The organism is Paenibacillus pabuli NBRC 13638, assembly GCF_001514495.1.
Lineage (GTDB): Bacteria > Bacillota > Bacilli > Paenibacillales > Paenibacillaceae > Paenibacillus > Paenibacillus pabuli.
Genome location: NZ_BCNM01000016.1, coordinates 83202 through 104991 on the forward strand (window position 1 = coordinate 83202; position 21790 = coordinate 104991).

Sequence of the window (21790 nt, forward strand, 5' to 3'; positions counted from 1 at the left end):
AGGTTTTATCTGTATAACAGGCTTGAAGCCTGAGGATACCACTTTTTTTGAATGCGCTTTCGATATTGAAAATTGCGGCTTTCTGTAAACAAAACAAAGTTCCAGTATTGAATCAATACATGTTCTTCTAACAATGTAAAACGTTTTCGTAAAATGATTTAAAACGCTTACTGAAAGTGCTTACATTAAAGATTATATGCTATCCGACCCCTTTCGTCAACAACAAAAAAGGTCCCTTTGGAGGGACCTTTCTCGCAATGAAAATGATCATACATTATGCCTTATTTTCACTATTATTTCACGTCTTTACCTGTCCACAGAGCTACACGTTCTTTGATCCAAACGGTATATTGTTTCTCCATCTCTACTGCGCCTGCTTTATCAAGTTCAGCCAGGAGATCATCATAAACTTTGTCGAAGTTCTCAGGTTTGGCCAGGATGGCTTCAGGAATCCGTTTACGGACAATATCCTGTGTTTTCTGGAACGTTACATTATAATCCGTATCCGAAGGTACTGGCATGTTATAGGCCGCGCCCCAATCTTTCAACTTCAAATCCTCTTCAGAAGGATAGAAATCTTTCCATGTTGTAATTCCATATGCTTTCAACGTTTCTTTCTCTGCAGCAGTATACCCTGCCTGGATCTGCTCTGGGAAGTTCGTTGTGTAGTAATTGTCCGTGGAATCTTTTACACCATCCCCATATCTTGCACTGAAAATGTTGTACATTCCGATCCCTGTTTCTTTGGTGAAAGCTGAGTTTTCATTCGTTTTGCGGTCCTGCACATCCTGAGGAATGACACGTTTGCCATCTTCAACGTTGTAGTGCTGACCTTCAATTCCCCAGTTTCTCAACACCTGGCCTTCATCTGATGCGAGCCAATCCATGAATTTGATAATCCGCACCGGATCTTTGGCGGAAGTGGAAATCCCGATACCATATCCATCAAATCCGGTTGGTTGGAACGTATGATCCACAATATCATTATTGAGTGAAACAGAGAAGTGAGCGTACGTATTCTCGCCATTGTTCACTGATTTCATAGCGTTCTCAGCTTCGCCATAGTTCCATTCCTGATCAATCAGACCCAGTACACGTCCACTGGCAATTTTGGATTTATATTGGTCATCCTTCTGAACAAATGTATCTTTGTCGAGAATTCCTTCATTGTACATTTTGTTCAACCAGCGGAAGTATTCCTTCTCCTCTGGACGTTTGTAGTGCAGCATTGCTTCATAGGTTTCAGGGTTAATGTAATATTCTCCGTCATCCGGACCACCCGTTGCTTGGAAGGCTGGGTTCGTTACCGTAATCATAATTTTCCAGTCATCAGCATTCAGCGTTAATGGAATGGTCGGCTGACCGTCAATCGTCGGATGCTTTTTCACATACTCTTTCAATACATTCTCGTAATCCTCAAGCGTTTTCACTTCCGGATAACCGAGTTCTTTCAATACCTTCTGCTGAATCTCAAATCCGCCTGTTGCATCAAACGATACATTATCTACACCCATGTTTGTTGGGATCGTGTAAATGGCCTGATCTTCCAAACTGTATTTCAGCCGGTTCATCTGGTCCCCATAGATTTTCTTCAGATTTGGTGCATATTTGTCAATCAGATCTGTCAGGTCAAGCATCGCACCTGCATCCACAAGCTTAGACAAATTACCTTTAGGATAGATAATATCAGGGTAATCACCGCTGGCAACCATCAAAGGTATCTTCTGGTCCCCGCCATTATTCACATCATACTCGGCCTCAATGGTAACACCTGTTTGTTTCGTAATTTCTTGGCCGACTGCGTCCTTCATCTTGTTCCAGTTTGGACTTGCGTCAGCACCAAAGAACGTAAAGGTGACTGGACTGGTGGTATCTCCTGTGTCCGTTGGTGTCTCTGAAGCCGTAGTTCCTCCGCCGCCACAACCTGCTGTAATAGCAAGAGCGCTGGCTAACAGAAGCATTGCGAATGTTTTTGGTGTTTTGCCCTTCATGTGTAATCCCCCTTATGGATAAGATGAAGCTATCTATTGTAGAACAGGCTGACCTGCACATACCGTAATCAGGTGATTTCGATTTGTAAAACGTTTGATATTGTAACATAAAAAGCGTTTTCTAAATTCAAGTTAGATTACTCTCTTCATCCATCATTTAACGGAATCAATGACTACTCTCTGGGACTGAAATATTAGTGTACAAGGCTTGATACATCAGCAATGAAAGTGCTTTCATATTTGAATAATAATACCTCCCCAACTCCTTGTCAATAGTGAATATGTAAAATTGAAAACGTTTTTTAGAAAACGTTTTAGATATAAAAAGAACCCAGTTTCCTGGGTTCTTGATCTCAAAAAAATCGGCTTGCTAAAACGAATTACTTGCTCGCTTCACCGTTCCACAATTTCACACGGTTTTGCACCAGTTCAGTGTATTGCTGTTCCATTTTTTCCGCTCCGGCCTTATTCAGCTCGGCAATCATTCCATCATAAATGGCATCGAATTGATCTGGGGAACTGAGAATCGCTTCTGGAATGCGTTTACGGATAATATCCTGTGTTTTTTGGAAAATTACATTGTAGTCCGAGTCACCAGGCGTCGGCAGATTATACGCTGCCCCCCACGGCTTAACCTGGAATTCATCTTCACTAGGGAACAGGTCTTTCCACGTTGTAGCACCGTATGCTTTGAGTGTCTCTTTCTCCGCATCGGAATAGGCTGCTACAATCTGCTCAGGGAAATTCGCTGTATAATAGTTGTCAGTCGAATCTTTAACACCATCTCCATAGTGACCCGTCATATTGGTGTAGAGGCCAATACCTGTTTCCTTCTGAAATACGGCAGCATTGTTTGTCTTTTGATCCAGCACATCGGCAGGAATCACACGTTTGCCATCTTTCACTTCGTACTGTTTGCCTTCAATCCCCCAGTTCATCAGCACCTGCCCTTCTTCAGAAGCGAGGTAATCAAAGAATTTGATTGTACGAACCGGGTCCGGATTCGTTGTTGAAATGCCTACACCCCACCCGGATACAAAGCCAGGATCCTGATAGGAATGGTCTTTGATGTCCTTGGACAGTGTTACAGGGAAGTGAGAATATGTCGCCTCATCCTTACCGGCAGATTTCAAAGCATTCTCTGCATCAGAGTATCCCCAATCCTGGTCAATGACACCCAGTACACGTCCACTTGCAATTTTGGATTTATATTGGTCTGTTTTTTGTACAAAGCTGTCCTGATCAAGCAATCCTTCGCTGTACATATGGTTCAACCAGCGGAAGTACTCCTTTTCCTCTGGACGTTTATAATGCAGCATGGCTTCATACGTTTCTGGATTGATGTAGTATTCACCGTCATCCGGAGCGCCTGTTGCCTGGAAGGCCGGATTTGTTACCGTAATCATGATTCTCCAGTCATCAGCGTCTAGGGATAACGGAATTGTTGGCTGGCCATCAATCGTTGGATGTTTCTCCTTATATGCCTTCAACACATTTTCATAATCCTGCAACGTACGCACTTCGGGATATCCCAACTCTTTTAATACACGATGCTGAATACCAAATCCGCCGCCTGCATCAAAGTACTTCTGATCTACCGCATAATACGTTGGCAGCACATAAATTGCCTGATCCTCATTGCTGTATTTCAACCGGTCCATGTAATTACCATACAGCTTCTTCAGATTGGGAGCATATTGATTGATCAGATCTGTCAGATCCAACATGGCTCCGGCATCCACGAGCTTGCTTAGCTCTCCTTTGGGTGACACGATATCCGGATAATCTCCACTCGCTGCCATTAAAGATATTTTATCCTGACCACCGCTAACGGCAAATTCACCATTGAGGGTTACACCTGTTTTCTCCGTAAGTACCTGGCCTACCTCATCTTTCATGCCGTTCCAGTTCGGACTGGGGTCCACGCTAAAAAAGCTGAATGTAATCGGAGTCGTATCACCGCTTGTGTCCTTAAACGACGTTTCGCCGCTATTTCCTCCACCGCAACCTGCGAGTAAAGACATCGCAAGCACTGGAGCCAGTGCAATCTTCATTTTGTTGCTTGCCATAATGGTAATCCTCCCATTTCATATGTCTGTCTTATCCGGGACTTTTTTGTCCCTGTCTATAGCTTCATGGATACCGCTCCGCAGCCCTATACGGTGAAGCGCAGACCAAATGGCTGCGCTTCGGATATCCTGATGCTTTTTTTAATGTACGGCCGCTCTATGTGGCAACCTGTACAAACTTGCTTATGCTTTTACTGCACCCAATGTCATACCACCTACAAAATACTTTTGCAGGAAAGGATATACAATCAGGATTGGAACCGTAACAACGATCGTGATCGCCATTTTGATCGATTCCGGCGAAATCTGTGTCATCTGCTGTGCCATATCATTGGCATTTCGTCCAGCGCCCGAGCCCTGCTGCGTACTTTGCAGTACTTTCATCAGCTCATATTGGAGCGTGGTCAGATGCGCTTTTGAGCCGTTATACAGATACGTATCCAACCAGGCATTCCATTGGCCTACTGCCAGGAACAAGGCAATCGTTGCCAATACCGGTTTACAGAGTGGCAAAATAATTTTGTAGTAAATCGTAAAGTCGTTCGCACCGTCCAGTTTTGCCGATTCCTGCAAGGCATACGGCAAGCCATCAATGAATGAACGGATGATGAACACGTTAAATGCACTGATCATACCTGGCAATACATATACCCAGAATGTACCGATCAGGTGAAGGTCACGCATCAGCAGGTATACTGGAATCAGACCACCGGAGAAGTACATCGTGAGTGCCAGCGTAGTGGAAACGAATTTTCTAAGACCGAAGTCAGGTCTACTAAGCGTAAAGGCGATCATCGAAGAACTGATCAAACCAAGCACAGTACCTACAATCGTACGCAGAATGGAAATCTGCAAACCTTGCAGCAAGCCTTCATATTGGAAAATCGTTTTATAGTTCTGCAACGTGAATTCACGAGGCCACAAGTATATTCCGCCGCGTACCGTATCCGTCGAATTATTGAGCGAGATGGCCAGTACGTTAAGGAATGGATATAAAGTTACGATAAGCACCAGGGTCATCGCAAGGATGTTGAATATATCGAACACTTTATCGCCCCGAGTAGCATTGAATGCTTTGTTCGCCATAATTTCTCCCCCCTACATGATGCTTTCTTTGGTGATTTTTTTGAACAAGCCGTTCGCAGTAAACAGAAGGATGATACTGACAACGGAGTTGAATATGCCTATGGCGGTACCATATGAGAACCGTCCCATATTCAAACCATAATTGAGCGCATATAGATCAAGGACTTCCGCGTAATCGGTGACCAGGCTGTTACCCAGCAGTAACTGTTTCTCCATTCCGATACTGACCAGATGCCCGATGGACATGATTAACAGTACGGAAATCGTGGTTCGAATACCTGGAAGTGTGATATGCCACATTTGTCTCCAACGGTTCGCTCCGTCGACACGGGAAGCCTCGTACAATTCTTGGTCAATACCCGTAATGGCTGCCAGATAGATGATGGCATTCCAGCCTGTTTCTTTCCAAACATCTGAAGCGGTTACAATGTACCAAAACAGGTTCCCTTTGGCCATGAATTGAATCGGCTGATCAATAATGTTTAGGTTTACCAAAATGTCATTGATAATCCCTCCATCGGTGGAGAGCATCTTGGTAATAATCCCTGCCACAACGACCCAGGATACAAAGTGAGGCAGATATGATACCGTTTGCACTGCACGCTTGAAGAACATGCCTCTCATCTCATTCAGGAGAATGGCAAAGAAAATCGGCACGACAAAACCGACAACCAGTCCCATCAAGCTCATTGCAAGCGTATTCCGAAGTACCAGATAGAAACGATCATCACTGAACAACTCTACAAAGTGTTTAAAACCAACCCACTCTTGATCGCCGAACGATCTGGCCGGTTTATAATTTTGGAATGCCATCGTCCATCCCCATAGTGGCAGATAGTTGAATACAAAAACCCAAACTACGAATGGCAATGACATGAGATAGAGATACTTCTGCTGTTTCATGCTGTCCCAAATTCTGTTCCGCCGGTTTTGTGTTGGCGGTTTGGGGTCATTGCTTCTTTTCGTGGAAGCGGATTTTTTTGTTAGCGTTTCCATCTCCGTTCCCCCTCCTCTGTTTTATAAATTAATCATACCTGATAGAGCGTTTTCAAAATACCATCTGGATTTTAGAGAAAATCATATAAAAATTAGATATGCCCCCCTATAATCCGATATTATTTCTTCCAAATCAGTGATTTTGACGCCATCTTCTATTAATAATTTAAAATAAAAGGGAAATATAAATTAAAATGGAAATATACGAAAACGTTTTATAGAAATCGGTTACTTTATAAAAATGGCAAAAGAAAAAGGACCTTAACGGTCCTTGGGTTTAGAGGGCAAAACGGATGGTGTTTAACTTCACTGTACCCAACAGTTCTCCTACAGATATGGAAGATTCGGGGTGAAACTCCTCTCCGAGCAGATAAGAGACCATCTCCTGAAACAGGTAAGCTGCCTCGGGTCGTTTCATTAAAGATGTATCCGTAAATGGCAATGAGGATACAAGTAATTTTCCCTTTCCCACTTTTGCCTCAAAGACGTAAGCAAGACGCTTCCCTCTGTGAAAATGATCGATCACCTCAATGAGTGGCTGCACACCCTCCAATGTATCCAGACATATGGCTGGTGCACCATTCACCAGATGGTACCAGTGCCAATCCGAAGCCCGATCATACGGGAAGGAGCCGAGCAAAGGTACTGAATCCTGTAAATGCATGCCCATCGTCGCTCCCGGCTGCGTTGCAAACATGAGATAATTCCAAAATACAGGTAGATACTTGGTCTCCACCCGGTCATATAAATCATGCGAGTGTGTATGAAGCCAAACACTGCCGCCGTTGATCAAGTAGTCGAGTGCGTTCGGCGTAAGCGAATGTATGATGACCAGTTCTTGCTCCCGATTTTTCAATATTGCACTGCCATCCAGGTGGTCAACCTGATCATGATGAGCTCCGAGAAGATAGGGCTGCAGTTCGTCCACGCTGCTCCAGATCCGATTGGAGGTGGAGTTTGTCTGATATAAAGGAAACGACCAACCATGCCATACATTGGTGGCAATACTCTCTGAATCCCCCGCTCTCAGCTCCGCTTCGATGTAAAAGGAGGATGCCCCTGCCAGTGGGGCATGAGTCTTCAGTCTGCCAGCATCGTGTATCTCGCCACAACTTAGCTTCCCACAATGTAATATCCCTTCGTCCAGAATCACATCTTCGCTGACAAGCCGCCAATGAATACTCGCATCGCGTATCACTGTCTGTCCATAATGAGATATACGTGCTTCAATACATATGGCCTCTCCTGCATAAAATGTACGCTCGCTGCAGCTCAACAACAGCACTACATTTGCATTGAATTGCCTGAATACTGCTGGTTCAATAATGCCCTTGCTTTCCCAGAACACATCCAGAATACCTGTGGTGGCATGACCCTGCCCAGGAAAATCCCGAATATCCAGCAGCTGTACACCAGCAGCACCTTCAGTACGGCGTATACGCTCCATGGCTTCTTTTAATGAACGAACCAGATGTATTCCACTGGCTTGCTGGAAGTTCTCCAGATCTGCGGTCAATCCCTTGCGTGACAACGACTCTTCAATCGGCTGCAGCCAGCTTGGACGCAGAACCCCTGTATACTTCTGTCGTTCCTGGGGACGAACATACATCGTAAACTGTGCGTGCTCATGTCCCACAACTGGACGATCCGCAAGTCGGGTTACAGCATGATAGTCCAGAGTCGTATCAGGTATAGCGGAAAGCTCGGACTCGAGAGGCGGATGCCAGTTCAAGGACTGGATGTAATAGTCAGCTTCCCGCCCTTGAGCCGGAAGTTGGCCAAAGCCTGTATTATCGGTATACAACCGAGTCGGGTCCAAGTGCCTCGCCCGCTGTACCAATTCATTCAATTCAGGATGACCATTGGGACCAATGAGTTCATTGCCCATGGAGAACATAACAAAAGACGGATGTTTGTGCAGAACCTGCAAAAGCCCTTCCAGTTCGTTTGTCAAATAGGATAACACTTCAGCGGGTGCGGACTGTCCCCGTTGCTCGAATAATCGCGACCAATGCGGCAGCTCTGCCTGAACCAGCATCCCTTCTTCGTCAGCAGCTTCCCAAAAAGGCTCAGGGGCGCTCCATCCATGCAGACGTACATGATTGAAGCCATATGATTTGGCGATTCGAAACTGTTGGTTATAATGCTCTTTATCCCAGACTGGATAACCCGTGAGCGGAAAGATACAGCAATCCACATAACCGCGCAGAAACACCGGTGTGTCGTTTAATTCTAACTGTTGCCCCTTAACAGCAAAAGAACGCACACCAAATATCTCTTCCATCCGATCCAACTCTTGCTCACCATCATGCAGACAGATGACTGCCCTGTACAATGCAGGAGATTCATCCGACCACAGTGCAATGTCCTCTCCTTCGCCTAGCTCTAATTGCCAATCCTGTACTTCGCGGATTACTTCACTCATATTACCAGTGGCATCAACAGATGCAGGTACGTTCGGATGGTCCATCTCCACGTCGCAGCTGCAGCGGGGAAGCCACCTTCCGGTAGGATGCTGAATATCCATATGCAATTGAAGTCTTTTCCCAGACCGTTTCACGGGAGCGCTTACAAAACAATGAACGGATAATGTGCCTTTTATCCGCTCCGGTTGCAGTCGAAATTGTTGGATTCGGTGTGGAGGCAGACGATCCAAAAAGGCTCCGCCTGTAATGCCGCCCCAAGTCGTAGCTGTGTGTAATGAATGAATGTGACTTCCAGCCAAAGGATACTTCATCGTATTATCCACACGCAGATCAATTCGATTCATGCCCCCTTCCTTCATGAAAGAGGTTATATCCCATTCCTGATGAGTCAGAAGACTATCCTGTTGTCCGGCATAACATCCATTGATCCAGACGTTGGTCGTCCAGCGGACTCCTTTCAGTCTGAATACATATCTGCAGCCCGGATCACCAACCGGAATATGCACATCCTTGGCGTACCAGGCTGCCCCCTCATACTCACGAACTTTCGTCCATGTATCCATCCTTTGATATTCAGGCTCATCACCATATCCCTGTTCCTCCCAGGAACCAGGGATTTGAATCTCTTCCCAGATCGTCTGATCATCCGATTGTATAGGAGGAAGATATTGCTCATACGAGGACTCCAGAGCCTTCGAATCCAGGCAAAATTGCCATGTCCCATTCAAGTTAAACGTGTGGCGGAGAGCATATTTATTGGATATATTCAACTGCTGTCCCTCCTCATACTGATATAGGTACATTCAGTTTAAAATGTCAGGCAGGTGGACACCATTGCTTATAACAGGATCTCGATGGACTATATCTGGATTCTAGAATGTACAATCCACAGATTTACGAAAACGTTTTATTTTTAGTGGTCAAATCATTCTCGTCCAATAGAGTAAATAAACCCCTGAACGATATGAAATAGCCTCTATCGAATCATCATTTTTACTCTTCGTTAACTTCTTTGGACTGATCCTTGGATTGCTGCAACCTGGCATGCTCTTTGGCTTGTTTATAAGCAGAAGGTGATTCACCTACGTACTTCTTGAATTTGCCGTGGAAGTAGTCCACGTTGGCATAACCCACTCTCGCGGCAACCTGGTGTACCTTTAATCCTTCGTCGAGCAGTTCCTTCGCCTTTTCCATCCGAACCTTGTCCAGAAACGCATTGAAATACTCTCCGGTATGATTTTTGAACAGCTTGCCCAGATAACTGCTATTGTAGTTGAATACCTCAGCAAGTACCTCCAGCTTCAGATTCTCCCCAGGGTTTCGACGAATGAATTCAATCATCTGTTTCAGTACCGTATCCTTGCTGCCGCCGCCCATCCGTTGAATTAGCCTGTTCAGATGTTCCGCTGCCATGATTTTGAGATCCAGCAACGTTAATTGATGATATACCTCTGTAATAAGAACGGAATGTTCCTGCATAATGGAGTACATATGCTGATTGGAAGCCGCCAGTTTGTTAATAGCCAGTGAAAATACCTGCGAGAACGCCGTCTTAATCGCCTGTTCTGTCTGATGATATGGAACGAAGCGTTCTTCCATCTCGGTAAGTACCCGCATCACTGACTCATTGCTTCGGATGTCCAGCGCATAATACAGCTTGTCTGCCAATTCTGCTTCATCCGGTTCAGCACGTTCTTCGTCCCCAGCGTTACCAGCTGATTCAATCACAATGAAGCCCTTATCCCCTTCGTCCCACAACATAACGCGTTTTTCCGCGAACAGAAAACGTCCGCCCAACACACCGTTTGCCTGATTATAAGATTGGGCTATGTCAGCGGTGGAGTTCACAGCTTGACCAGCTGCCGCATACATGTGAATATTCCATTCTTCCAACAATCCTTCAAGCTCTTCATAGAAATTCTGGGCAGATTGCGTGGTTAGAATCGGTTCTTTGCATAATAGGCCCAGCCCAGAGTGAAACGAAAATACGATCCCCCGATCCTTCTGGTCAAAAGCTTCAGCAAGTCTGCGTTTCACTACACTTCCACGCTGTAAGTCAGGTGCAGCATGCATCTCCATCAGCACAATTTGATACTGCGCCCAGTTCAACCCCAGTGCATTGGCTTCCACGGTTCCTGCACCTTCCAGACTATCAAACAGCAAGGCCTCGATCTGATGTTCACGATAAGCTGTATCCTCACCAGCATGACGCGCCAGAGTCTCTCGTTCCCGCGTCAACAACGCAGCAATTCGTTCCAGCTCACTGATGATTTCATCTTCGTCCACCGGTTTGAGCAGATACCCATCCACTCCAAAACTGATGGCTTTCTTCGCATAATCAAAATCGGCATATCCACTGAGGATCAAAAAGTGCGAACCCGGATGATGCTGTCGGACTTCTTCGATGACATCCAATCCGGTCATGCCGGGCATGCGAATATCAATGATGGTCAGATCCGGTTTCAGCTCCTCAAAGCGGGTAATAGCCTCACGCCCGCTGGCAGCTGTACCAACCACCTGGAATCCATATTTTTCCCATTCAATAATGGTTGTCAGTCCTTCACGTATGCTCGGTTCATCATCTACCAAAAACACTTTATACATGCTGGTCCCCTCCTGCTGGCAAGGTGAAAGAAACCTCTGTTCCTTCCCCGTACATACTCGTAATCTGTAATCCGTATGGTTCACCGTAAGTTAACGTCAAGCGTTGATGTACATTACGCATGCCAATCCGGCTCTTCTCCTGTTCTTCCGGTCCACAGATGAACTGCCTCACTTCCGCCAGACGTTCCGGCGCAATGCCTGCTCCATCGTCATTGACACGCACCTGGACCAGTTCTTCCACCAAACGAATATTTATACTCACATGGACCGTGCCCTCTTTATTTTCCAAACCGTGCACGATGGCATTCTCCACCAAAGGCTGAATGATCAACGGAGGGATGTACATCTTCTCCACCTCCGGATCGATATGGATTTGGAAAGCAAGTCGGTCGCCGTAACGGAATTTCTGAATTTCCAGATAGGAACGTACCATCTCCAGTTCGGCTCTGAAGGTCGTTTTGCCGCTGCCAATCTCAAGACTTTTGCGCATCAGCTTGCCCAAAAGCCTGACGATATTGGCAATCTCCGCCTCCCCTTTGATATGGGCTTTCATGCGGATCGACTCCAAAGCGTTAAACAAAAAATGAGGATTGATCTGGCTTGCCATCATTTTCAGTTTAATCTCTTTCTGCGCGATTTCCAATTGATTGTTCTGTTCGGTCGCTTCTACCACTTGAGTCATCAGTTCGTTAATACTCTTCACCATGTAATTGAACTGCCTCGACAGCTGCCCGATTTCATCATTCCCGTCAATACGGGAGGTGACATTCAGGTCACCCAGCGCAAGCTTGTTCAGATGTTTACTGAGGCGCAGCAGCCGATTCGATGTGAGAAATGAAATAATGTATACCAGCAGCAATGCAATGACCAGCACAAGCGTAATAAACAGCATGCCGATCAAACTAATTGTATTGGCATCTTTGACAATATTTTTGGTAGCAAACACCGAAATGATCTTCAGGCTGTTCATGCTTGATCCAGGACCCAACTCATCAATGACAATGTTGGAAGGCTCCCCCTGAAAATCAGCTGAAATGGTGCCTTTTGCCTGATTTTGCAAATCAACGCCAAAATTCAATTCATTCAGCGTTTTACCGACCAGATCGGTATTTTTGGCCGCAACCACATAACCCTGCTCGTCCGTAATCAACGTCTCGAACGGCTCCTGACGTAACAGTCCATTCAGCTCTTCCTGATTGATCACAATCATCAGCACGCCCTCGGACCGATATTCGGCAAAAGGCACTTTGCGGACCAAACTGAGCTTATGCACAGGATTATCCCCCTTGTCCGGGATGTAAAACCAGCCAATGCTGGTTGTGGTGAGTGCCTTCTGGTACCAATAGCTCTCTTTGGTCTGTTCGTCTACCGGAATGAATTCAAGATTGTTGATTAGCGTCGGATTGGTCGAGTAAAATCGGATACCTGCAACCTCACGGTACAGACGCTTGTATTCCTGAAAATCTTTGTAGGCGAGGTAGGCTGATGTCAGCTCCACAACGCTTTGATATCGTTTGTTCACAATCTCCTTCAGCTCATTGTTGAACATCAGAATATTGGAAATATCCGTTGGCACACGGAGCAGCGTAGCGGTCTGGCTCTTGATTCTGTCCACGTTATTGATCGTCTGTCCAATCGCGTTATCGAGCGCCTGCTTGCGAAAGTATCCCGTCACGGCAAGTCCGATGATCAGTACAGGAATCATGACGACAAGTACATAGGATATGAGCAATTTATGCTTTATTTTGAGATTGTTGGATGTTCGTATCAGCCTTTTTAACATATCTGCACCTTCCGTCGTCTTATAAGCGCTTACATATAGGGAGCAGGATATTCTGTTCCTGTGCTTCCAATTTATCATACCACACAACAGCAAAAGCCCTGCAAGAGGGCTCCAAAAAAAGGCAGTATGCTGATTGATAAAACAAACGTGAAGGTTGTGTAGCTCATTCTAATGAATGTTGGAATAAAAACAGATTGCTTAACGGCTGCGTGCTGAGCGGAATCCATGTCCTTTGGCACGCTGCGCAACAATTAAGGCCACAAGTGATAGGAACAGGATGGCCCAGGTAAAGGACGATGCCCCCCATTGATTCAGAAGAACGCCTCCCGCCATTCCGCCAAGGGCAATAGCCAGATTCCAAACGGTTGTGTTGATTGGCATGACGATATCTACACCCTGTTCCCCGGCAGCTTGAGCAAGTGCGGTCTGCAGCAGGGTAGCCGCACCGCCAAAAGTCAGGCCCCACAGCGCAACAGAACCAAAGATAACCGCAGCGTACTCACTCCAAAGGCCCAATACCAGAGAGATCAACGCGAAACCCGCAAGACTTATGAGAACCAGCAGACGTAACCACCGATCAATGAGAATGCCTGTAATCCAAATGCCCACCAAAGCCAGCAAGCCAAATATAAGTAACATGAGTCCAACCTTTGATTCCAGACCGACATCGGCGAGGAAAGGAGCAATATAGGTATACAGAATATTATGAGCCAGCATCCAAGCCAAAACGACGGTCAAAATGGGAATTACACCAGGGGTGAACAGCACCTGTATTGCAGAGACGCGCTTATCAGCTGACTGTCCCGGATAATCGGGGACTTTCCAGAGCACCCAGAAAATCAGTATAAACGCCAGCAAGGACATCAGCCAGAATACCGAGCGCCAGCCCATAAAGGAACCCAGCAGCGTACCTGCCGGAACACCGAACGATAAGGCAATCGGTGTACCAATCATCGCAACAGCCATGCCCCTGCCCTTGAGATGTTCAGGTACCATGCGCAGTGCATAACTGCCAATCAGACCCCAGGAGACACCGGCAGCGACACCGGCCAAAAAGCGAGCGGCAAGTGTCAGTACATAGTTGTACGAGAGGGCTGTAATGGTGTTAAAAACCAGAAAGCCGATGATCGACAGAAGTAAAAGCGGACGACGTCGCCAGCCCCTTGTCAGCACAGCGACAGGTATCGCGGCAACCAGAGACCCCACAGCATAAAAGGTGACAAGCTGCCCAGCCCCTGCCTCAGAGACCTGGAGCCCTTCTTTAATTTGAGGCAGTAACCCCGCAGGAAGCGTTTCGGTCATAATAGCAATAAAACCTGCCATGGCCAAAGCCAGCAGTCCTAACCACGGAAAACGATGAGAAGATATATCAGACATCAGTGCAGCTCCTTTTAGGATAGTGTAGTCAAGCTATCGAATTATGGATCGATCATTCCTTATATTATTCAGCTCGCCTCACCTTGTCAATGACTTATGGATCGATTAGTATATAATTAAGAAAACCCAAGGGGGAATCTCTTATGGCAAGAACTGGACGTCCGCGTATTTTTGATCGAGATGAAGCACTGTTGCAGGCGATGATGCTCTTTTGGGAGCAAGGATTCGAGGCCACCTCATTACTTCAACTTCGAGCAGCCATGGGGGATATTTCAGCAGCCAGTTTCTATGCAGCCTTTGAATCCAAAGAAGCCCTGTATAAAGAAGCGGTCGAACGATATATGGGTACCTTTGGACGTGTCACGGAAAGCTTCTCGGATCTCACACTGTCTCCCAGAGAAGCGATTGAAACCACGTTAAGAAGTACCGCCAAAATGCAAACGGACAGCGCACATCCAATGGGCTGTTTGATAGTGCTGTCAGCCAGTACATGTTCTTCCAAAAACAATCATATCCGTGACGTTACCGCGGACAAAAGAAAGCTGACACGCAGCCGTCTGCAGGATTGTATCCAGCGTGCTGTGGATCTCGGTGATCTTCCTGCATCCACGAATGTGGTCATGCTGACCACCGTATTTGACACTTTTATGCAAGGCATATCTACACAAGCCCGGGACGGCGTCCCTCTTGCCTTGATTGAGCAGGCTATCACGGAAATTATGGGCATCTGGGACCAGCTTGTTCCGCATTTAGCCTGATTCCACCTACTAACTGTTAAAGTGTTGTACAAGCCAAAAAAAGGCACTCCCACGATTGGAAGTGCCTTTTCAGTATATTGTTTACTGCTGTGTTGTTATGGACGGGGAGTGTCTACCCCATTCAGAATTAGTTTGGGATGAATATCGGCGCTCAGGGAAGCGGAGACTGCACAATACTTCTCCTCCGCCATCTGGATCGCTTTCCAGATGCGATAATCCGGGATATCGCCGTCCACCTTGAAGATCAGGTCAATGGAGGTAAAACCTTTTGGCATATCTTCACTGCGTGTACCCTGTGCTTCAATCTCGATTCCTGTAATTTTGTCCAGGAAGGCGTCCAGAATCATCGTGATATCGATCCCCATACAGCCTCCGAGACCTGCCAGTAACAATTCCATGGGTGTAGCACCCTTGCTGTCACCACCATAAGCAGCTGTGGCATCCATGCCGACCGCGTAGCCAGAGGGTCCTTCCGAAGTAAACGCGCGTTTGCCTTTCCATACGGTTGTTACATTCATGATGTTTATCCTTCTTTCTTAGAATAGTTTACGCTCTGCAGATAACCGTTCCGGGTACGGATCGTTCATTCGGAGACAAAGGCGAACGCTGCGCTTCTTCAGAATCGATTCCGTTCCCTTCACCAGTCTGCTTATCTCTGAGAATTCTTAGAATTCAGTAATTTGCTGCAAGAAACGACGTGTCCGCTCCTGGATTGGGTGTTCAAAAAAGGCCTGCGGACTTGCTTCTTCCACAATGGATCCATCCGCCATAAATACAATTTTGTTAGCCACATTTCGGGCAAACTTCAACTCATGCGTTACGACAAGCATCGTCATGCCTTCCTGTGCCAACTCCTTCATAACGGAGAGCACTTCTCCCACCAGTTCGGGATCCAGGGCTGAGGTAGGCTCGTCAAACAGCATCACTTCAGGCTCCATCGCCAGCGCACGCGCAATAGCCACCCGTTGTTGCTGCCCACCGGATAATCGGGATGGATATGCATCCTGCTTGTCCGACAGGCCAACCCGATCCAGCAGAATCCGGGCCCGCGCGGCTGCCTCGTCCCGCTTAGTTTTTTTCACTGTCACGAGGCCTTCCATCACATTGCCCAGCACCGTCTTGTGCGGATAAAGGTTGAACTGCTGGAATACCATGCCGGTCTGGCGACGGATCTCCAGCACCCGTGCCCGCTGAATTCGCTGTGAATCGGCACTGTCGACGACAACACCATTCACTTCGATCTTCCCGCCAGAGAGCTCTTCCAGACCGTTCAGACAGCGCAGCAGCGTACTCTTGCCTGAACCACTGGGTCCCAGCAGAACAACGATATCCTTCGCATCAACATGCAAATCTATATTTGTGAGAACTTCATTTTTCCCAAAACGTTTGGTCAGTCCTGTGGTTGTAATCACCGGTTCTCCCCTCCTATCAGTAAGCCCGGGCCAGCCGGCGCTCCACTTGTTCCAGAATGGCCGAGAAGCCGATACTCATGATCCAGTAGATCACGCCAATCGCCAGATAAAACGGCATGTTAACATAATATTGCGCCACAAGCAGCTGGGCCGAGCGAAGCAGCTCCGTAACCCCGAGGGCTGCTACAAGTGACGTTTCTTTCAGCATCCCGATAAATGTGTTGCCCATCGGTGGAATAGCAATACGCACAGCCTGCGGGAATACGATTCGTCTCATCGTTTGAGCTGGTGTCATGCCCGTCGCATATGCAGCCTCCGTCTGTCCCTTCGGTACTGCCTGAATGGCTCCCCGGAATGTCTCAGAGAGAAACGCACCTGCGTTCAAACTGAGCCCAAGACAGGCGGCTGTAAGCGAGCCCAAGGTTACACCATAATCAACCAATCCATAGTAAATAACGAATAATTGCACCAACAACGGGGTTCCCCGCATGATGGATACATAGAATCGGGCGATCATTCTGAGCCACATCGGTCCTTTCAGACGTGCAATCGCGACCAGCACTCCGATGATAAAAGCAAAGAACATTGAAATGACAGTTACATACAGCGTGTAATACGCCCCCTTCAGAAAGAAGGGGATATTCTCAAATACCAGTTCCATGGATCAAACTTCCCTTCGCCCTGCCGGTTCATTATTGCGCAGGCTCTTCACCAAACCACTTTTTGAAAATGGTATTGTACGTGCCATCGTCCTTCATGCCTTTCAGTGCATCGTTCAGAGCAGCTACAAGTTCCGGATTGTCTTTACGAACAGCGATGCCTGCTTGGTCACTCTTGATGGGTTCACCTACGGCTTTGATATTGAAGCCATTCGCATCTACAATAGGTTTCAGCGCATACAGATTGTTAATCGTTGCATCGATCCGCCCAGCGTCCAAATCTTTCAATGATGTGATGACATCATCATAGGTCTTGATCGTGAAATCGCCGACTTTGGGCAGCACTTCGTTACGAAGATAGGTTTCATCATTGGTCCCAAGGCCTACGCCGACCGTTTTCCCTTTAAAATCTTCCAGCTTGGCGATATCATTATTTTCTTTTTTCACGATGATTTTTACATCATTAGTAATGTATGGATCACTGAAATCCAGTACTTTTTTGCGGTCATCGGTAATCGTCATCTGGCTGATAATCGCATCCAGCTTTTTGGATTGCAGACTTGGTGTGAGCCCCGAGAACTCCTGGGATACAAACTCAACCTTTACACCAAGACGCTTGGCAACCTCACGCGCGATATCAGCATCGAAGCCGTCCATTTCTTTCTTGTCATTCAGGAAGTTGTATGGAGGATAGGTTCCCATCATGCCGACTTTCATGGTACCCGCCGATTTGATCTGCTCCAGTTCATTGTTCGCCTGTGCTCCATTACTGTTTCCATTATCCGTAGCTTTACTGCCACAAGCGCTCAGTACCAGCACCGTCATTAGCAACAGGGCTGTTAAAGTCCAGCCTTTGCGAGATTTCTTTGCATATGTTTTGTTCATGTCGTTAACTTCCTCTCATGCATGTAGTCATGTCTTGTTGAAACTTCGGTTTCTTGTTTCTTTTTTCTTGTGTCTTTTGTCCTTAAGCTGCAGTTGTATCCATTATTCCCTGCTGCTGGCTTAATCATGTGAATATTTAATCCTGTTATCTGAAAATCATCCTGCAGTGCCAGCACATATTTATGTACCGAGCAATCCGTAAAACTCAAAGCTTGCGGCCTCAGCTGCGAGCGTTGCTGCTGTCATCGACGAGAAATCGCTGTGCAGTTCCTCCGATCCGAACAGCCAGCGCGAAATCATGCCTTCAATCATGCTCACCAGCAGTGCGGCACGAAGTGGGACATCCATTCCCTCAGGCAGCATGCCAAGCTCAATAGCTCGTGCCATGTTGTGACGAAAAGCCTGCTCCACCGCCCCCCGTGTCTCCTCAACCAGTCGACGCACCGAATCCTCAGAAACGATGCCTCTAAGCAACAATTCCATAAAGTACCGATTGTCCGCGGCGAAGGAGAACAGGTCGGTAAATAGCTTTTCCGAAGCCCTCACCATATCCTCAACCGATCCGGCATCCTTGCGATAGCCCTGCCCGATCGCTTCAAGCAGCTTCTCCCTGCCGGTTAACACAATCTCCGAGGCAATGGCTTCCTTACTTTTGAAGTGCCAGTAAAAGGTGCCTTGCGCGACGCCAGCTTCACGGACAATATCGGAAATTTTCGTCTGGTGGTAGCCCTGGGTTGCGAAACGCTCCATCGCTATGCGTATAATTTGGTCCCGGCGTTCTTCTCCAGGTTCCAAATGGTTAATTTTGGTCATCTGCTTGCCCTCCCGATTGATCAGTCAGTCAGTTAATGTATATCCTATGGGATAACTAGGTTTTTGTCAATATGGTTTTACACCATTCATTACAAGCGTAAGTTGAAGTTGAACGCATTTGATAGCATAATAGATGATAGCTTTGTTCTAAAATGAACGGGCACTGTCAACCGTATGACAGCCTGTATGCTGTCATCTGTATTTCAAGGAGGAAGAGAAATTGGACTTTATATCATCTATTATTATGGGCATCATCGAAGGTTTAACTGAGTTTTTGCCCGTGTCCTCAACCGGACACATGATTCTGACTGCCCACTTGCTGGGATTATCGGAGGGCAACGAGTCAGTCAAAACGTTTGAGGTGGTTGTGCAGCTCGGAGCTGTACTTGCTGTCGTGGTACTGTACTGGAACAAATTCATTGATATGTTCCGCTTCACCGGAGGCAAAAGGAGTTACACCTCCCGTCTGAACCTTATACATATCTTTTTGGCCATGGTTCCAGCCGTAGTCATTGGACTTGTATTCCGGGACTGGATCAAAGCGCATCTGTTTGGAGCCCAAACGGTGCTGTACAGTCTTGTTATTGGTGGTATTCTGATGATTGTCGCTGAACGATGGAGCCATCGAAGTGAGCGCATCACAACCCATGATGTAGACGATATTACGTATAAACAGGCATTTGTGGTGGGACTTTTTCAGATTCTCGCATTATGGCCAGGCTTCTCCCGTTCGGGTTCAACGATCTCCGGTGGAATGTTTGCAGGGATAAGCCGGGTTGCTGCGGCGGAATTTACATTCCTGGTCTCTGTCCCGATTATGATTGGAGCCACAGGATATGATCTATACAAAAGTATCGATCACCTGAATACCAGCGATTTCCCTATCTTTGCCGTTGGATTCATAGTCGCATTTATCGTAGCCATGCTTGCCATCAAGACGTTCCTGTCCATTTTGAAAAAACTGAGTCTGACCGTCTTTGCAATCTATCGCTTCGTGCTGGCAGCCGTATTCTTTATCATTTTTATCATGTAACTTGATTTTCAAAACAAGTAAACCAAAGCCAATCATAATCTCAGCTTCCTTTGGAACTGAATTAGCCATTGGCTTTGGTTTTTCGTTTGCTTTGGAATAAGCATTATAAAGGCGATATGTACAACGGACTTGGGTCTAATATTCTATAGAAGTTAAGCTGACTCAGCACCACTCTTTAACTTGAATGTTTCTATATTGATTTCTATAATTCTGATGATTTTTAATCTTTCCGATCAGACTGTACCTTCTCTGTTTTTGCTCCTCCAGCCTTTTTTTCACACCTCTCATTAACAATCGGTATCTTTGGTCATCATTGTGGCTGAGCTGATGCATTTCCTCAAAAATCGTTTTACTCATAATGATCTCTTTCACTCCAATATTCACCAGTTTGTAATATACATTATACGGAGATGGCCTGAACAAATTCTTAACAAGCCCTTGATGCATCGAAATAAACAGCAAAAAACACCTTCCATCACAATCATGTGTTGGAAGGTGTTCAAATCGATCAGGTATATACGACTAATGATATTTATACCTTGGACTCAAGTGTATCCAGGTACTCGGAGATTTGAGCAGGCGTTTTAGCCCATTTACTATGCAAATGTGCGATTTTCTTGCCGTTCTGAAATACGAGCAGGCTTGGAATGCCGCGTACACCGTTCTCTTCAGCAAAAGGCAGGAACTCTTCTGCATCCAGGGCATAGAAGGTTTTATCCGCATGCTGGTCAATAACGTCCCCGATAAAGCGATCGAGGTTTTTGCAATCTGGACACCAGGTTGTATCAAATTTAATGACGGTAAGACCGTCAGAATTGATAGTATCACGATATTGTTGTTCACTTTGAATTCTTTCCATATGTTATCTCTCCCTTGGTCGTTTTCTTTATAATCATTATAATCTTTATAGCTCAACTCTATTGTACCTCGTATAGTTACAATTGAAAATAGGCTGACAAATGTTTACCGATGCTGCTTGTACAGATTGGCGGGACTGAGCTCCCGTATTTCGTTAATCTCCGCAGCCGTAAGTGGTGCGGACTCCGAAGCCGCAATATTATGCAACAACTGCTCCCTCGAACTGGCCCCTGGCACGACAGCGGCAACAGCCGGATGTGCTAGTGCATAACGAATAGCCGTTTGAGCCATGCTGCGATTGTCTATAACCAAACGGCTCAGGCCTTTGCGTATGATGTGCAATTCCTCAGGTGTATAGTCCAGATAACCCTTATCCGCCTTGGCAGCACCAGAATCGGCGAGAACCCCGCTTGCCACGGGTCCACGAGCGATCACACTAATGCCCTTTTGCTCCAATAAAGGCAATACTTCCTCTTCAGCCCTGCGATCCGCAACGCTGTACTGATTCATCACACTAACAATGGAAGCCCTCCGTACATATTCCCGAATCACATTGGGACGGATGGAGGATATGCCATAATACCGGATAAACCCTTCCTGCTTCAGCTCCTCAAAGGCTTCGATCGTCTCTTCGATGGGATCATCCATTGTGCCACCATGCAGCTGATACAGATCAATATAATCCGTCTGCAGCCGTTTCAGGCTGTCTCGTACAGCCTGTTTGATATAGGCTTTGGATGGGTCCCATGACCAGCCTTCTTTTCCCGGTATGCGACGATTACCAACCTTTGTTGCCACAATGACCTGATCCCGACGTCCCTGGATGGCCTTGCCCACAATTTCCTCGTTGCGACCGGCATCATACAGATCAGCGGTATCCAGAAGATTAACACCATGATCCAATGCTTCATGAATCAGGGATATCGCTGGTTTTTCTTCGATTCCAAGCGACATACAGCCGAGTCCAATCTCGCCAACCATAAGTTCAGACGAACCCAGACGATTTTTCTTCATATGTCATACTCCCCTTTCATACGTTC

17 protein-coding genes are annotated in these 21790 nt (G+C 46.5%); 2 read left to right on the forward strand and 15 right to left on the reverse strand.

Features of this window, described 5'->3' with window-relative positions; translation table 11 throughout:
• Positions 1–293 precede the first annotated feature (293 nt).
• The 8 genes from PPA03S_RS21040 to PPA03S_RS21075 all read right to left on the reverse strand — a co-directional run bounded on the left by PPA03S_RS21040 (position 294) and on the right by PPA03S_RS21075 (position 14332).
• Positions 294–1991 (reverse strand): ABC transporter substrate-binding protein, encoded by a 1698-nt coding sequence (locus PPA03S_RS21040; protein ID WP_062325931.1) that lies wholly within the window; start codon positions 1989–1991, stop codon positions 294–296.
• A gap of 380 nt (positions 1992–2371) precedes the next feature.
• The gene (locus tag PPA03S_RS21045) at positions 2372–4060 is read right to left on the reverse strand and encodes an ABC transporter substrate-binding protein (RefSeq protein ID WP_062325933.1); all 1689 of its coding nucleotides are present in this window, start codon (positions 4058–4060) and stop codon (positions 2372–2374) included.
• Positions 4061–4243: 183 nt separating this feature from the next.
• On the reverse strand, positions 4244–5146 hold the full coding sequence (locus PPA03S_RS21050) for a carbohydrate ABC transporter permease (protein ID WP_062325935.1): 903 nt from the start codon (positions 5144–5146) through the stop codon (positions 4244–4246).
• A gap of 12 nt (positions 5147–5158) precedes the next feature.
• Positions 5159–6142, reverse strand: a complete 984-nt coding sequence (locus PPA03S_RS21055; RefSeq protein ID WP_062325937.1) for an ABC transporter permease — start codon at positions 6140–6142, stop codon at positions 5159–5161.
• A 277-nt stretch (positions 6143–6419) separates the two neighbouring features.
• Positions 6420–9338, reverse strand: coding sequence for a glycoside hydrolase family 2 (locus tag PPA03S_RS21060; protein WP_062325938.1), 2919 nt, complete (start codon positions 9336–9338; stop codon positions 6420–6422).
• Between the two features lie 223 nt (positions 9339–9561).
• Positions 9562–11172 carry a response regulator transcription factor gene (locus tag PPA03S_RS21065; protein WP_062325940.1) on the reverse strand — a complete coding sequence of 537 codons (1611 nt, stop codon included), beginning with the start codon at positions 11170–11172 and terminating at the stop codon, positions 9562–9564.
• A complete protein-coding gene (locus PPA03S_RS21070) occupies positions 11165–12955 on the reverse strand; it encodes a sensor histidine kinase (protein WP_062325942.1) in 1791 nt (596 codons plus the stop codon). Before PPA03S_RS21070 ends, PPA03S_RS21065 begins: the two co-directional genes overlap by 8 nt.
• 198 nt (positions 12956–13153) lie before the next feature.
• Complete coding sequence (locus tag PPA03S_RS21075) at positions 13154–14332, reverse strand: MFS transporter (protein ID WP_062325944.1); 1179 nt, start codon at positions 14330–14332, stop codon at positions 13154–13156.
• A gap of 143 nt (positions 14333–14475) precedes the next feature.
• Here PPA03S_RS21075 and PPA03S_RS21080 point away from each other — a divergent pair, with 143 nt between their 5' ends.
• Positions 14476–15090: a TetR/AcrR family transcriptional regulator gene (locus PPA03S_RS21080; RefSeq protein ID WP_062325945.1), complete on the forward strand. Its 615-nt coding sequence runs from the start codon at positions 14476–14478 to the stop codon at positions 15088–15090.
• A gap of 95 nt (positions 15091–15185) precedes the next feature.
• Here the strand turns inward: PPA03S_RS21080 and PPA03S_RS21085 are convergent, their stop codons facing one another.
• The 5 genes from PPA03S_RS21085 to PPA03S_RS21105 all read right to left on the reverse strand — a co-directional run bounded on the left by PPA03S_RS21085 (position 15186) and on the right by PPA03S_RS21105 (position 18859).
• The gene (locus PPA03S_RS21085; RefSeq protein ID WP_062325947.1) at positions 15186–15608 is read right to left on the reverse strand and encodes an OsmC family protein; all 423 of its coding nucleotides are present in this window, start codon (positions 15606–15608) and stop codon (positions 15186–15188) included.
• A gap of 147 nt (positions 15609–15755) precedes the next feature.
• A complete protein-coding gene (locus tag PPA03S_RS21090) occupies positions 15756–16502 on the reverse strand; it encodes an amino acid ABC transporter ATP-binding protein (protein ID WP_062325949.1) in 747 nt (248 codons plus the stop codon).
• A 16-nt stretch (positions 16503–16518) separates the two neighbouring features.
• Positions 16519–17163 (reverse strand): amino acid ABC transporter permease, encoded by a 645-nt coding sequence (locus tag PPA03S_RS21095; RefSeq protein ID WP_062325950.1) that lies wholly within the window; start codon positions 17161–17163, stop codon positions 16519–16521.
• Positions 17164–17194: 31 nt separating this feature from the next.
• Positions 17195–18046 carry a substrate-binding periplasmic protein gene (locus tag PPA03S_RS21100; protein ID WP_062325951.1) on the reverse strand — a complete coding sequence of 284 codons (852 nt, stop codon included), beginning with the start codon at positions 18044–18046 and terminating at the stop codon, positions 17195–17197.
• 180 nt (positions 18047–18226) lie between these two features.
• Positions 18227–18859 (reverse strand): TetR/AcrR family transcriptional regulator, encoded by a 633-nt coding sequence (locus tag PPA03S_RS21105; RefSeq protein WP_062325952.1) that lies wholly within the window; start codon positions 18857–18859, stop codon positions 18227–18229.
• Between the two features lie 244 nt (positions 18860–19103).
• Here PPA03S_RS21105 and PPA03S_RS21110 point away from each other — a divergent pair, with 244 nt between their 5' ends.
• Positions 19104–19892: an undecaprenyl-diphosphate phosphatase gene (locus PPA03S_RS21110; protein ID WP_062326021.1), complete on the forward strand. Its 789-nt coding sequence runs from the start codon at positions 19104–19106 to the stop codon at positions 19890–19892.
• 532 nt (positions 19893–20424) lie between these two features.
• Here PPA03S_RS21110 and PPA03S_RS21120 read toward each other — a convergent pair.
• Together PPA03S_RS21120 and PPA03S_RS21125 are read right to left on the reverse strand one after the other, a co-directional pair.
• Complete coding sequence (locus PPA03S_RS21120; RefSeq protein ID WP_062325954.1) at positions 20425–20751, reverse strand: thioredoxin family protein; 327 nt, start codon at positions 20749–20751, stop codon at positions 20425–20427.
• A 104-nt stretch (positions 20752–20855) separates the two neighbouring features.
• Complete coding sequence (locus PPA03S_RS21125) at positions 20856–21764, reverse strand: aldo/keto reductase (protein ID WP_062325955.1); 909 nt, start codon at positions 21762–21764, stop codon at positions 20856–20858.
• Positions 21765–21790: the final 26 nt, after the last annotated feature.

Coding starts and splice junctions, on each gene's coding strand:
- PPA03S_RS21040 (WP_062325931.1), bottom strand. CDS start 1,991: ATGAAGGGCAAAACACCAAAAACATTCGCAATGCTTCTGTTAGCCAGC.
- PPA03S_RS21045 (WP_062325933.1), bottom strand. CDS start 4,060: ATGGCAAGCAACAAAATGAAGATTGCACTGGCTCCAGTGCTTGCGATG.
- PPA03S_RS21050 (WP_062325935.1), bottom strand. CDS start 5,146: ATGGCGAACAAAGCATTCAATGCTACTCGGGGCGATAAAGTGTTCGAT.
- PPA03S_RS21055 (WP_062325937.1), bottom strand. CDS start 6,142: ATGGAAACGCTAACAAAAAAATCCGCTTCCACGAAAAGAAGCAATGAC.
- PPA03S_RS21065 (WP_062325940.1), bottom strand. CDS start 11,172: ATGTATAAAGTGTTTTTGGTAGATGATGAACCGAGCATACGTGAAGGA.
- PPA03S_RS21070 (WP_062325942.1), bottom strand. CDS start 12,955: ATGTTAAAAAGGCTGATACGAACATCCAACAATCTCAAAATAAAGCAT.
- PPA03S_RS21075 (WP_062325944.1), bottom strand. CDS start 14,332: ATGTCTGATATATCTTCTCATCGTTTTCCGTGGTTAGGACTGCTGGCT.
- PPA03S_RS21080 (WP_062325945.1), top strand. CDS start 14,476: ATGGCAAGAACTGGACGTCCGCGTATTTTTGATCGAGATGAAGCACTG.
- PPA03S_RS21085 (WP_062325947.1), bottom strand. CDS start 15,608: ATGAATGTAACAACCGTATGGAAAGGCAAACGCGCGTTTACTTCGGAA.
- PPA03S_RS21095 (WP_062325950.1), bottom strand. CDS start 17,163: ATGGAACTGGTATTTGAGAATATCCCCTTCTTTCTGAAGGGGGCGTAT.
- PPA03S_RS21100 (WP_062325951.1), bottom strand. CDS start 18,046: ATGAACAAAACATATGCAAAGAAATCTCGCAAAGGCTGGACTTTAACA.
- PPA03S_RS21105 (WP_062325952.1), bottom strand. CDS start 18,859: ATGACCAAAATTAACCATTTGGAACCTGGAGAAGAACGCCGGGACCAA.
- PPA03S_RS21110 (WP_062326021.1), top strand. CDS start 19,104: ATGGGCATCATCGAAGGTTTAACTGAGTTTTTGCCCGTGTCCTCAACC.
- PPA03S_RS21120 (WP_062325954.1), bottom strand. CDS start 20,751: ATGGAAAGAATTCAAAGTGAACAACAATATCGTGATACTATCAATTCT.
- PPA03S_RS21125 (WP_062325955.1), bottom strand. CDS start 21,764: ATGAAGAAAAATCGTCTGGGTTCGTCTGAACTTATGGTTGGCGAGATT.